The organism is Candidatus Symbiopectobacterium sp. (assembly GCF_020054415.1).
Classification (GTDB): domain Bacteria; phylum Pseudomonadota; class Gammaproteobacteria; order Enterobacterales; family Enterobacteriaceae; genus Symbiopectobacterium.
Genome location: NZ_JAHWCO010000012.1, coordinates 1 through 12052, shown reverse-complemented (window position 1 = coordinate 12052; position 12052 = coordinate 1). Strand labels below are relative to the sequence as shown.

Here is a 12052-nt window from a genome sequence, read left to right as displayed (position 1 = left end):
GATTTTGACTGGTGCTTCTCATGCCCGAGGTGATGGGTCATTTCAGCATTAAGGGCAGCTTCAACGCTGATCTTTTTCAGCAGGCGATCAAACTGGTTGAGATAGTCAGGGGTTTTGAGATTTTTGGCCAGCTCGTTAGCCAGAGCATGTAACTGTTTTTCGTCCATAAAGTAACCTGCTTTTGATGTTGGATTGAACATATCAAAATCAGGCAATTACACAATCTCGTGTACAGGCTCCGTGCGAATAGGTGAGGTGCAATCACTGATGCAGGTCATCCAGCGTACATTCGCTTCCGCAGGGATATTGACTCGCCAGTAGTAGCGCCACTTGTCACCCCAAGACGGATCGTGTGTACTATCAAGATGTTGAAATTGTTCTATTGTTGCCGTGGGATAACCCAATATTTCTAACTGCTTTTTAAAGAATGCTTCGCTTATACCACCAACCGTATTCACCTTGGCATCAAGTACTTGTTGCCGCTCTCCTATCGTCTGCTTTCTATTTGCCAAGCATTTGTCCGGCAACCCGCATAATTTCTCGCAGCGATTAATTAATTTGTACTAGCTCAGACCTGATCTGACAGTTACCGATTATTTATACAGGTGTCTGTCAGATCAGGTCTGAGCTAGTACACATCATCTTCTGCAAGCCACTCAGGTAGATACTGAAATGACATCGCTCCGCTGCCATCCCGGAACAACGTGCCAACGACATCCCCGTTCGTCGCAACCGTCAGCGTTTGTGTTCTCATTCCTCACCACTCCCGTTTCTGAATCTTTCCCTCGTTCGAAACAGCATCTCGTTTTATGACATGGAGTTCCAGATCCAGCGCAGCGAGGATCTTAAACAATGTATCAAGTTTGGTGGATTCCGGTCTGTTCTCGAAATCAGATACGGTTGTTTGTTTTATTCCGACCCGATCGCCGGTTTCTCGCTGAGTCTTCTTATGGCTTTTGCGTTGGTCACGGACCACATTTGCTAACGCCGACGGAGATGTCACCCTCATACTTTTTCCTTTGGCAAGCGCATAATATTAACCCTTATAGCGGATAAAATTCATATACCCCTTTTAGGGGATATTGCCAATATAGCACCTATAAAGGTTAAACCGCATGTATCTTATGAGTGGACTGGCTCGGGTTGTTGGGATGCTTACACTCCCTGTTGCGAAGATGTCGAGCAGTGAAGTAACCAAGGCGATAAGCTAAACCGGCATTCGCCGGTTTTTTACATCACTTCCCGATACAAAAACTCGAGAAAATCCGTCCCAACAAGTCATCGGATGTAAATTCCCCGGTTATCTCACCCAGTGCCTGTTGTGCCAGCCGCAGCTCTTCTGCCAGCAGTTCGCCAGCGTAAGCGCTCACTAACTGTTCTTTGCCTTGTTCCAGATGCTGTGCGGCGGTTTCCAGCGCTTGCAGGTGGTGGCGGCGTGCCAGAAAGCCACCTTCGGTGTTGCTGGTAAAGCCCATGCTCTGTTTTAGATGGTTACGCAGGATATCGATGCCATCACCGGTTTTGGCGGACAGGCGAATGAGTGAGTAAGTGTCTACCCCTTCAATGCCTTGTGGTTCTCCAGTAATGTCTGCTTTATTGCGCACCACGGTAATCGGCAGTGTGGCGGGCAGGCGTGCCATAAACTCTGGCCAGATTTCGGCAGGCGAGGTGGCGTCAGTGGTGGTGCTATCGACCATAAACAGCACGCGATCCGCCTGTTCAATCTCTTGCCAGGCGCGTTCAATGCCGATGCGTTCCACTTCGTCGCTGGCATCGCGTAGCCCGGCAGTGTCGATGATATGCAGCGGCATGCCGTCGATATGGATATGCTCGCGCAGTACGTCGCGAGTGGTGCCCGCGACAGCGGTCACGATTGCCGCCTCATGCCCGGCCAGTGCGTTAAGTAGGCTCGATTTGCCCGCATTGGGGCGACCCGCAATCACCACCTTCATGCCTTCACGCAGCAGGCTGCCTTGATGCGCCTCGGCCTGAACATCCGCCAGATCGGCCATCACGCCATTAAGTTCCGCCTCGATCTTGCCGTCAGAGAGGAAATCGATCTCTTCATCAGGAAAATCAATGGCGGCCTCGACGTAGATGCGCAGGTGAATCAGCGCTTCCACCAGTCGGTGAATGCGGGTAGAGAAGGCGCCTTGCAAGGAGTTCAGCGCAGAACGTGCCGCTTGTTCAGAGCTGGCATCGATCATGTCTGCGATAGCTTCTGCCTGCGCCAGATCGAGCTTGTCATTGAGAAACGCGCGCTCGGAGAACTCGCCGGGGCGGGCAATGCGCAGGCCGGGCAGTGCCAGAATGCGCTGCATCAGCAAATCAAGAATAACCGGGCCGCCATGCCCTTGCAGCTCCAGCACGTCCTCGCCAGTAAAGGAGTTGGGGCCAGGAAACCAGATGGCAATACCCTGATCCAGTGCGCTGCCGTCGGCATCGCGGAACGGCACATAATCCGCATGGCGAGGTTTGGGTAATTTACCCAGCACGGCACGCGCCACGTCGGCAGCCTGCTGGCCGGACACGCGCAAAATACCTACGCCACCGCGTCCGAGGGGCGTGGCTTGGGCTACGATGGTATCGGTATGGCTCATGATGGTTTCTCTGTGGCGATTAAACAAAAAATAAGGCGGCCCATAGCCGCCTTATTCTCAGACTTGTGCAGTCCGCTTATTTCTTCTCTTTCTTGTCGCGGCTGTGCAGGCCTTTCTTCTCCAGCTCGCGGTAAATCAACTGCTGCTGGATAATGGTGACTAGGTTGCTGACGATATAGTACAGCACCAGACCTGATGGGAACCACAGGAAGAACACGGTAAAGATAACCGGCATGTAGGTCATGATCTTCTGCTGCATCGGGTCGGTCACAGTGGTCGGCGACATCTTCTGAATGAAGAACATCGTGATACCCATCAGGATCGGCAGGATGTAGTAAGGGTCTTGCGCAGACAGGTCAGTGATCCACAGGATGAACGGCGCATGGCGCAGTTCAACCGAGCTCATCAGCATGTAGTACAACGCTAGGAAGATAGGCATCTGGATCAGCAGCGGGAAACAGCCGCCCAGCGGGTTCACTTTCTCCGCCTTGTACAGCGCCATCATCTCTTGGCTCATGCGCTGCTTGTCATCACCGATACGCTCGCGCATGGCTTGCATTTTCGGTTGCAGCATACGCATTTTCGCCATCGAGGTATACTGCGCCTTGGTCAGCGGGTACATGATACCGCGCACGATAAAGGTGATGGCGATGATGGAGAAGCCCCAGTTACCGATGAAGCCGTGCAGGAATTTCAGCAGTTTGAACAGCGGTTGGGAGATAAACCACAACCAACCGTAATCCACTGACAGGTCCAGATGCGGTGCAACGGCCGCCATCTTTTCCTGAATTTCCGGGCCAACCCACAGTACTGCGCTGATGTCTTTCTGCGCGCCCGCGTCAACGGTTACCGGTGTAGCTTTAAAGCCAATGGCGGCCAAACCGTTCCCCAACTGCGAGGTATAGAAGGTGTTGGCACCGGCGGTAGTCGGGATCCACGCGGTAGCAAAATACTGCTGCAACATGGCAACCCAGCCACCATCGGTGGTGACGTTCAGGTTTTCTTTCATGTCGCTAAAGCTGTATTTCTTGTACTTATCGTCGCTGGAGGAGAACGCCGCGCCACGATAAGTGTGGAGTGCAAAGTTGCTGCTGCCGGTATCGCGGTGCTTCGGCAGGTCAATAGACTGTTTCAACTGACCAAACAGCGTTAACACCAGCGGCTGCGCGCTGGTGTTGTTCACGTTGTAGCTAACGTTAAGCGCGTAGTCACCGCGTTTAAGCACGAACGTTTTGGTGAAGGTTACGCCGTCAGCGTTGGTGTAGGTCAACGGAATGGTCAGTGCGTCCTGTCCGTCAGCCAGTTCAAAGTGATCCTTGGTGGCAGTAAACAGCGGACGTGCGCCATTTGCCGGATTATCCGGATCGTGTTTACCCGTCAATCCACTCTGTGCCTGATACACAAATTCCGGCGTGGTTTCCAGCAACAGGAATGGTGTAGCAGAGTGCAGTTTGTCAGGGAACGCCAGCAGATTGGCTTGTTCGATATCGCCGCCGCGCGTATTGATAGTCAGCGACAGTACGTCGGTTTTCACCGTGATCAGTTTACCCTGACCGCTGTTAGGCACGCCCTGGCTGGCGGTATCACCGTTGACTGCGTTCGTCACTTGCTGGATGGCTTGCGTTGAAGCGGCAGGCGGATTTTTATCCGTCTCCCACGTCTGCCAGATCAGAAAGCTTACGAATAGCAGAGCGATGAGAAGGAGATTGCGTTGCGAATCCATCGTTAATGTTCTCTGTTATTGTCGGGTTTCGGCGGTACGGGATCATCACCACCAAGGTTCAAAGGGTGGCATTTTAATACGCGTTTGAGCGTCAACCAACTGCCTTTTATAATGCAGAACCTGCGTATGGCCTCAATGCCGTATTGTGAACAGGTTGGGTGAAAACGGCAATGTGGCCCTAACAACGGACTTATAACGAGCTGATAACCGCGTATCAGCCCGATCAGGAGGCGCGAGCCAAGCGACAGTGCCGTTGCCATAATTTTTCCAATGCTTCCGTCAACGCGCGATTATCCAGGTCGGCTACCCCTTTTTTGGCGATCACCACAAAATCCATCGCAGGTAGGGTATCTTGATGTAAACGAAAGCTTTCCCGCGTCAGACGTTTAATCCGATTGCGTTCATGCGCCCGTTTGACATGCTTTTTAGCGACAGTAAGACCGATGCGAGGATGCCCCAGCGAATTCAGGCGGCCGAGGATGGTGATTTGCGGCGTGCCAGCCCGATACGGCTGCTGGAAGACGAAAGTGAAATGGCTGGGAGTTAACAAACGTAACTCCCTGGGAAAAGCGAGCTTAACCACTAGGAGGGTTAGCTTTTATTACTTAGAAACAGTCAGACGATTACGGCCTTTTGCACGACGGCGGGCCAGAACCTGACGACCATTTTTAGTGGCCATACGAGCACGGAAACCGTGGCTACGGTTACGCTTCAATATGGACGGTTGGAAAGTGCGTTTCATGGCGATTTCTACCTAAACTTGGATAATTGACTTCACAGTAAACGCGTTTGGCGCTCCGGCGTGAACACTGACCGACGCCTCAATCGCATACATTAAAGATAAAGAGGTGGGATTGTAATAATTGTACCGTCCCGAGTCAATTGGCATCACATGCCTATAGAGCACTTTCCGCAATAAATTTGGGGAATTTTCTGCCTGCTGATATAGCACAGAAGAGCATCAACGCGTCGGGCTGAGGATTACACGTACTCTGCATTAAATCGCAAGGATCCTGACACGATCCTTGATGCGGGATCATGATCGCTTTCACTCCAGCGTGAATGCCTATTCAGTTATGCTAAGCGTCCGCATGATGCAAGCCTGTGTCATCGTTGTGCGGCACGTGGCGGCCACGAGTGATAAGAATAGCCTGTGGATAAAAAGGATCGAAACTGTGCAGAAAGGGAAGATCTCTGCCGAGGATTAGGTTATGATCCGCCGTCCCGTGAACGATCCTTCTTCGGGATCGTCTCGGCAACCGCATGGACATCATCAGATGCGCGGTGCACCCAGGAGGCTGCCATTGCAGCTTCCGGGTCATAATCATGAATTACACTAAATAACGTATCTGATTCTTTTCTATTTTAATATTGTTCGAGTGGAGTCCGCCGTGTCACTTTCGCTTTGGCAGCAGTGTCTTGCCCGTTTGCAGGATGAGTTACCTGCCACAGAATTCAGCATGTGGATACGTCCGTTACAGGCGGAACTGAACGACAACACGCTGGCGCTCTATGCGCCAAATCGTTTTGTGCTGGATTGGGTAAGAGACAAGTACCTCAATAACATCAATGGCCTGCTGAACGATTTCTGCGGTATGGATGCGCCTTTGCTGCGTTTTGAAGTCGGCAGCAAGCCGTTGGCAGCGGTGGCTGTCAGCCAGCCAGCCAGCCCTCAGGCGGCGGTGCAGCCGGTCAGGCAGGCACCCGTGCGTCCCAGCTGGGACACACCGGCGACGCAAACGGAGCACACTTACCGTTCCAACGTCAATCCGAAGCATTCGTTCGACAACTTCGTTGAAGGTAAGTCTAACCAATTGGCGCGCGCGGCGGCGCGTCAGGTCGCTGACAACCCCGGCGGAGCCTATAACCCCCTGTTTCTCTACGGCGGCACCGGTTTGGGGAAAACCCACCTGCTGCACGCGGTAGGTAATGGCATTATTGCGCGCAAGCCAAATGCCAAAGTGGTCTATATGCATTCTGAACGCTTTGTACAGGATATGGTAAAAGCCTTACAGAACAATGCGATTGAAGAGTTTAAGCGTTATTACCGTTCAGTCGATGCCCTGTTGATCGATGATATTCAGTTTTTTGCCAACAAAGAGCGCTCTCAGGAGGAGTTTTTCCACACCTTCAATGCGCTGCTGGAAGGCAATCAGCAAATCATCCTGACGTCCGATCGTTATCCGAAAGAGATCAATGGGGTAGAAGATCGTCTGAAATCGCGCTTTGGCTGGGGATTGACGGTCGCGATCGAACCGCCGGAGCTGGAAACGCGCGTGGCGATCCTGATGAAAAAAGCGGATGAAAATGATATCCGTCTGCCGGGTGAAGTGGCCTTTTTTATTGCCAAGCGATTGCGCTCTAACGTGCGTGAGCTGGAAGGCGCACTGAACCGCGTGATCGCTAACGCCAATTTTACCGGCCGCGCCATTACCATTGATTTCGTGCGTGAAGCGCTGCGCGATCTGTTGGCGTTGCAGGAAAAGTTGGTGACCATCGACAATATTCAAAAGACGGTCGCAGAGTACTATAAAATCAAAGTCGCCGATCTGCTGTCCAAACGGCGATCACGATCGGTGGCACGTCCGCGCCAGATGGCGATGGCGCTGGCGAAAGAGCTGACAAACCACAGCTTACCGGAAATTGGTGATGCGTTTGGCGGTCGTGACCATACCACCGTGCTGCATGCGTGCCGCAAGATTGAGCAGCTGCGTGAGGAAAGCCACGACATCAAGGAAGATTTCTCAAATTTAATCAGAACATTATCTTCATAATATTATGAAATTCATTATTGAACGCGAGCATCTGCTAAAACCGTTACAACAGGTGAGTGGCCCGTTAGGTGGTCGTCCCACATTGCCTATTCTGGGCAATCTGCTGTTACAAGTGACGGACGGCGCACTATCGCTGACCGGCACCGATCTGGAAATGGAGATGGTGGCGAAGATCCCTCTGTCCCAGGCCCATGAATCCGGCGCGACCACGGTGCCGGCGCGTAAACTGTTTGATATTTGCCGCGGCTTGCCCGACGGCGCGGAAATTACCATCACGCTGGAAGGCGACAGGATGCTGGTGCGTTCCGGCCGTAGCCGCTTCTCGCTTTCTACGCTCCCGGCGTCTGATTTTCCGAACCTGGATGACTGGCAGAGCGAAGTGGCATTCTCGTTGCCGCAGGCGACGCTGAAACGCCTGATTGAAGCCACGCAGTTCTCCATGGCACACCAGGACGTGCGTTATTACCTTAACGGTATGTTGTTTGAAACCGAAGGAGAAGAGTTGCGCACTGTGGCGACCGACGGTCACCGTCTAGCGGTATGCTCCATGCAGATTGGTCAGTCGCTGCCGTCCCACTCGGTGATCGTGCCGCGTAAAGGGGTGATTGAGCTACTACGCCTGCTGGACGGCGGCGATACGCCATTGCAGCTACAGATCGGTACCAACAACATTCGCGCCCACGTCGGAGATTTCATCTTTACGTCCAAGCTGGTCGACGGGCGTTTTCCTGACTACCGCCACGTATTGCCGAAAAACCCGGACAAGGCGCTGGAAGCGAGCTGCGATTTGCTGAAACAGGCATTTGCACGTGCGGCGATCCTGTCTAACGAGAAGTTTCGCGGTGTGCGTCTGCACCTGATTGAGAATCAACTGAAAATTACCGCGAATAACCCGGAACAGGAAGAAGCGGAAGAGATTCTGGACGTGCAGTACAACGGCACGGAAATGGAAATTGGCTTTAACGTCAGCTACGTGCTGGATGTGTTGAATGCGCTGAAGTGTGAAGATGTCCGTTTGCTGCTAACCGATTCTGTCTCTAGTGTGCAGATTGAAGACGGTGCCAGCAAGGCGGCGGCATACGTTGTCATGCCGATGCGTCTGTAGCGGGACGCGCTTGGTCTGCCCCCTTTTTAGCGTGAATGCCGACGCTTGCCGTCGGCATTTGTGCCGGCTGTCGCGTACAGGATATGGTTGTCCATGGCTCTGACCCGCCTTCTGATTAAAGATTTCCGTAATATCGCCTCTGCCGATTTGGCGCTCATCCCTGGATTCAATTTTCTGGTAGGGGAGAATGGCAGCGGAAAAACCAGCGTTCTGGAGGCCATCTACACGTTGGGGCACGGTCGTGCGTTTCGATCCATCCAGGCAGCACGCGTGATTCGGCATGAACAGTCCGAGTTTATTCTGCACGGTCGGTTGGATGGCATGGAGCGTGAACGCTCGATAGGTCTGAGTAAAAACCGGCTGGGCGACAGTACCGTGCGTATTGATGGCAGCGATGGTCACAAGGTGGCTGATCTGGCGCAGTTGCTGCCGATTCAGCTTATCACGCCGGAGGGCTTCACGTTGCTCAACGGTGGGCCAAAATACCGTCGTGCTTTTCTCGATTGGGGCTGTTTTCACCATGAGCCCGGTTTTTTCGCGGCATGGAGCAACCTGAAACGGTTATTGCGCCAGCGTAATGCCGCGCTGCGTCAGGTGGGGCAGTATCGTCAACTGCGCGCCTGGGATCAGGAACTTATTCCGCTGGCAGAGCGCATCAGCGCCTGGCGGGCGGATTACACCACTGCGATCACTGCGGACATTACCGCGATCTGCGAGCAGTTTTTGCCGGAGTTTTCACTGAGCTTCTCTTTCCAGCGCGGCTGGGACAAAGAGAGCGATTATGCCGAACTGCTGGAACGGCAGTTTGAGCGCGACCGGCAGTTGGGCTACACCGCGTTGGGGCCGCACAAAGCGGATTTTCGTATCCGGGCGGGCGGCGTTGCGGTGGAAGACATGCTGTCGCGTGGACAGTTGAAGTTATTGATGTGTGCGTTGCGATTGGCGCAGGGAGAGTTTCTCTCTCACCATAGCGGTGCCAAGTGTATTTATCTGATAGATGATTTTGCTTCCGAACTGGACAGTACCCGCCGCCGTTTGTTGGCTGAACGGTTAAAAGCGACCGAGGCTCAGGTATTTGTTAGCGCCATCAGCGCTGAGCAGATAGATGACATGATCGGTGAAAAGGGCAAGATGTTCCGCGTGGAACAGGGTAAAATAACGGTTCAATTACAGGACTAAAATGAGCGAGAAACGTTGATGTCGAATTCTTATGACTCCTCAAGTATCAAAGTATTGAAAGGGCTGGATGCGGTACGTAAACGCCCGGGTATGTACATCGGTGATACGGATGACGGCACAGGCCTGCATCACATGGTATTCGAGGTTGTGGACAACGCTATCGACGAAGCGCTCGCAGGCTTCTGCAAAGACATTGTTATTACCATTCATAAAGATAACTCGGTTTCGGTGCAGGATGATGGCCGTGGCATTCCTACCGGTATTCATGAAGAAGAGGGTGTCTCTGCGGCCGAAGTGATCATGACCGTGCTGCATGCCGGCGGTAAGTTTGACGATAACTCCTATAAAGTGTCCGGCGGTCTGCACGGTGTTGGGGTTTCCGTGGTCAACGCCTTGTCTGAAAAGCTGGAATTGACCATTTACCGTGATAGCAAAACTCACCACCAAATTTATCGTCACGGCGAGCCGCAGGCACCGCTGGCCATGGTGGGGGATGCCGAACGTACCGGTACTACCGTGCGTTTCTGGCCGAGCATGGAAACCTTTAGCAACGTCACAGATTTCGAATACGACATTCTGGCCAAGCGCCTGCGTGAGCTGTCGTTCCTGAACTCTGGTGTTTCCATCCGTCTCAGCGACGAGCGTGAGCAGGGTAAGGCCGATCACTTCCACTATGAAGGCGGCATTAAAGCGTTTGTTGACTACCTGAATCGCAACAAGACGCCGATTCATCCGCAGGTGTTCTATTTCAGCGCGGAAAAAGACGATATTGGCGTCGAAATTGCCATGCAGTGGAACGACGGGTTCCAGGAAAATATCTACTGCTTTACCAACAACATCCCCCAGCGTGATGGCGGTACGCACCTGGCCGGTTTCCGTGGCGCGATGACTCGCACGCTGAACAGCTACACGGAAAAAGAAGGCTACAGCAAAAAGGCCAAAGTCAGTGCCACCGGTGACGATGCGCGTGAGGGCTTGATTGCCGTAGTATCGGTGAAAGTGCCGGACCCGAAATTCTCTTCGCAGACCAAAGACAAGCTGGTCTCTTCCGAGGTGAAAACCGCGGTGGAATCGCTGATGAACGAACGTCTTGTCGATTACCTGATGGAAAACCCGGGTGACGCCAAAATCGTGGTCTGCAAAATTATTGATGCAGCGCGCGCGCGCGAAGCGGCCCGAAAAGCACGTGAAATGACGCGTCGTAAAGGGGCACTCGATCTGGCTGGCTTGCCGGGCAAGCTGGCGGATTGTCAGGAACGCGATCCGGCGCTGTCGGAACTCTACCTAGTGGAAGGGGACTCGGCGGGCGGCTCTGCCAAGCAGGGGCGTAACCGTAAGAATCAGGCCATTCTGCCGCTTAAAGGTAAAATCCTTAACGTGGAGAAAGCGCGCTTTGACAAGATGCTCTCTTCTCAGGAAGTGGGCACGCTGATCACTGCATTAGGCTGTGGCATTGGCCGCGATGAATACAATCCGGACAAGCTGCGTTACCACAACATCATCATCATGACCGATGCCGACGTCGATGGTGCGCACATTCGTACGCTGCTGTTGACCTTCTTCTATCGTCAGATGCCGGAAATCATTGAACGTGGTCACGTCTTTATTGCCCAGCCGCCGCTGTACAAAGTGAAGAAAGGCAAGCAGGAACAGTACATTAAAGATGATGAAGCGATGGACCAGTACCAGATTGCTCTGGCACTGGATGGATCGGCGCTGCACATCAATGCTCAGGCACCTGCGTTGCAGAGCGAGCAGGTGGAACTGCTGGTGAAAGATCACCACAGCGTACAGCGGTTGATCGATCGTATGGAACGTCGTTATCCACGTGCGTTGTTGAATGCCTTGATTTACCAAGACACGCTGACAGAAAACGATCTGCAAGACCGTGCCAAAGTAGAAAGCTGGCTGGCGGCGTTGGTGAAAACCCTCAATGAAGATGATGTGCACGGCAGCAGCTACAGCGGTGCGTTGAACGATAACTCAGTGCTTGCCGAACCAGTACTGCGCGTGCGTACTCACGGGGTAGATACCGATTATGTGCTGGATGCCAACTTCGTACGCGGCAGCGAATACCGCAAAATCGTACTGCTGGGTGAAAAGCTGCGTGGCCTGTTCGAAGAGGGGGCGTACATCGAGCGCGGTGAGCGTAAACAGCCGATTAACAGCTTCGAACAAGCGCTGGAGTGGCTGGTGAAAGAGTCACGCCGTGGTTTGAACATTCAGCGTTACAAAGGTCTGGGCGAAATGAACCCTGAACAGCTGTGGGAAACCACCATGGATCCGGAAAGCCGCCGCATGCTGCGCGTGACCGTTAAAGACGCCATGGCAGCGGATGAGCTGTTCACTACGCTGATGGGCGATGCGGTTGAGCCGCGCCGCGCCTTTATCGAAGAGAACGCGTTGAAAGCTGCCAACATTGATATCTGATAGATTGGCTGCCGGTTTTCATGCAATGTGAAATACTGGCTGACAGGCAGTAGACTCAGTAATAAGGGGGGCTGAGCCTGTTTAAGATTTTGTGTAAATACCTTTCCTCAGAAGTGACCGTCAAGGCGGTCACCGAACTCGATAATAAAGCGACTCATTGCCATACGCCAGTCCTGTAAGGGCATCGTCCATTTCTGTGAGGCCGCCTGGATTGCCAGCCATACGACCTTCTTCACCGAGT

Annotated in this window: 12 protein-coding genes and 2 pseudogenes; 4 read left to right on the top strand and 10 right to left on the bottom strand. The window is 53.1% G+C overall.

The genetic code is table 11. The features are described from left to right. The 9 genes and pseudogenes from QZ506_RS00410 to rpmH form a co-directional block, all read right to left on the bottom strand. Positions 1–167: pseudogene (locus QZ506_RS00410) on the bottom strand (IS256 family transposase); the annotation flags it as partial. Between the two features lie 48 nt (positions 168–215). Further along, on the bottom strand, positions 216–554 hold the full coding sequence (locus QZ506_RS00405) for a putative phage tail protein (RefSeq protein ID WP_291968300.1): 339 nt from the start codon (positions 552–554) through the stop codon (positions 216–218). A gap of 74 nt (positions 555–628) precedes the next feature. After that, on the bottom strand, positions 629–754 hold the full coding sequence (locus QZ506_RS21395; protein ID WP_367272946.1) for a HipA N-terminal domain-containing protein: 126 nt from the start codon (positions 752–754) through the stop codon (positions 629–631). A gap of 3 nt (positions 755–757) precedes the next feature. Further along, positions 758–1009, bottom strand: a complete 252-nt coding sequence (locus QZ506_RS00400) for a helix-turn-helix domain-containing protein (protein ID WP_291968298.1) — start codon at positions 1007–1009, stop codon at positions 758–760. A gap of 226 nt (positions 1010–1235) precedes the next feature. Continuing rightward, positions 1236–2600 (bottom strand): tRNA uridine-5-carboxymethylaminomethyl(34) synthesis GTPase MnmE, encoded by a 1365-nt coding sequence (gene mnmE, locus QZ506_RS00395; protein ID WP_291968297.1) that lies wholly within the window; start codon positions 2598–2600, stop codon positions 1236–1238. Positions 2601–2676: 76 nt separating this feature from the next. After that, complete coding sequence (gene yidC, locus QZ506_RS00390; protein ID WP_291968296.1) at positions 2677–4323, bottom strand: membrane protein insertase YidC; 1647 nt, start codon at positions 4321–4323, stop codon at positions 2677–2679. Between the two features lie 2 nt (positions 4324–4325). Next, the gene (gene yidD / locus QZ506_RS00385) at positions 4326–4583 is read right to left on the bottom strand and encodes a membrane protein insertion efficiency factor YidD (RefSeq protein WP_291968295.1); all 258 of its coding nucleotides are present in this window, start codon (positions 4581–4583) and stop codon (positions 4326–4328) included. After that, positions 4547–4906: a ribonuclease P protein component gene (rnpA, locus tag QZ506_RS00380; protein ID WP_291968294.1), complete on the bottom strand. Its 360-nt coding sequence runs from the start codon at positions 4904–4906 to the stop codon at positions 4547–4549. The genes yidD and rnpA overlap by 37 nt, the downstream gene beginning before the upstream one ends. 18 nt (positions 4907–4924) lie before the next feature. Then, positions 4925–5065, bottom strand: coding sequence for a 50S ribosomal protein L34 (rpmH, locus tag QZ506_RS00375; RefSeq protein WP_291968293.1), 141 nt, complete (start codon positions 5063–5065; stop codon positions 4925–4927). 649 nt (positions 5066–5714) lie between these two features. Between rpmH and dnaA the strand changes: the two genes are divergently transcribed. From dnaA to gyrB, 4 genes are all read left to right on the top strand, one after another. Further along, positions 5715–7097, top strand: a complete 1383-nt coding sequence (gene dnaA / locus QZ506_RS00370) for a chromosomal replication initiator protein DnaA (protein WP_291968292.1) — start codon at positions 5715–5717, stop codon at positions 7095–7097. A 4-nt stretch (positions 7098–7101) separates the two neighbouring features. Beyond that, positions 7102–8202, top strand: a complete 1101-nt coding sequence (gene dnaN / locus QZ506_RS00365) for a DNA polymerase III subunit beta (protein ID WP_291968291.1) — start codon at positions 7102–7104, stop codon at positions 8200–8202. 93 nt (positions 8203–8295) lie between these two features. Beyond that, positions 8296–9381: a DNA replication/repair protein RecF gene (recF, locus tag QZ506_RS00360; protein WP_291968290.1), complete on the top strand. Its 1086-nt coding sequence runs from the start codon at positions 8296–8298 to the stop codon at positions 9379–9381. 18 nt (positions 9382–9399) lie between these two features. Next, the gene (gene gyrB, locus QZ506_RS00355) at positions 9400–11811 is read left to right on the top strand and encodes a DNA topoisomerase (ATP-hydrolyzing) subunit B (RefSeq protein WP_291968299.1); all 2412 of its coding nucleotides are present in this window, start codon (positions 9400–9402) and stop codon (positions 11809–11811) included. 107 nt (positions 11812–11918) lie between these two features. On the opposite strand, the pseudogene QZ506_RS00350 reads toward gyrB, so the two are convergent. Next, positions 11919–12052: pseudogene (locus tag QZ506_RS00350) on the bottom strand (IS256 family transposase); the annotation flags it as partial.

Excerpts from the sequence above, each read along its gene's own strand:
- recF (WP_291968290.1), top strand. The coding sequence starts at position 8,296 with ATGGCTCTGACCCGCCTTCTGATTAAAGATTTCCGTAATATCGCCTCT.
- QZ506_RS00400 (WP_291968298.1), bottom strand. The coding sequence starts at position 1,009 with ATGAGGGTGACATCTCCGTCGGCGTTAGCAAATGTGGTCCGTGACCAA.
- yidD (WP_291968295.1), bottom strand. The coding sequence starts at position 4,583 with ATGGCAACGGCACTGTCGCTTGGCTCGCGCCTCCTGATCGGGCTGATA.
- yidC (WP_291968296.1), bottom strand. The coding sequence starts at position 4,323 with ATGGATTCGCAACGCAATCTCCTTCTCATCGCTCTGCTATTCGTAAGC.
- QZ506_RS21395 (WP_367272946.1), bottom strand. The coding sequence starts at position 754 with ATGAGAACACAAACGCTGACGGTTGCGACGAACGGGGATGTCGTTGGC.
- mnmE (WP_291968297.1), bottom strand. The coding sequence starts at position 2,600 with ATGAGCCATACCGATACCATCGTAGCCCAAGCCACGCCCCTCGGACGC.
- dnaN (WP_291968291.1), top strand. The coding sequence starts at position 7,102 with ATGAAATTCATTATTGAACGCGAGCATCTGCTAAAACCGTTACAACAG.
- rpmH (WP_291968293.1), bottom strand. The coding sequence starts at position 5,065 with ATGAAACGCACTTTCCAACCGTCCATATTGAAGCGTAACCGTAGCCAC.
- gyrB (WP_291968299.1), top strand. The coding sequence starts at position 9,400 with ATGTCGAATTCTTATGACTCCTCAAGTATCAAAGTATTGAAAGGGCTG.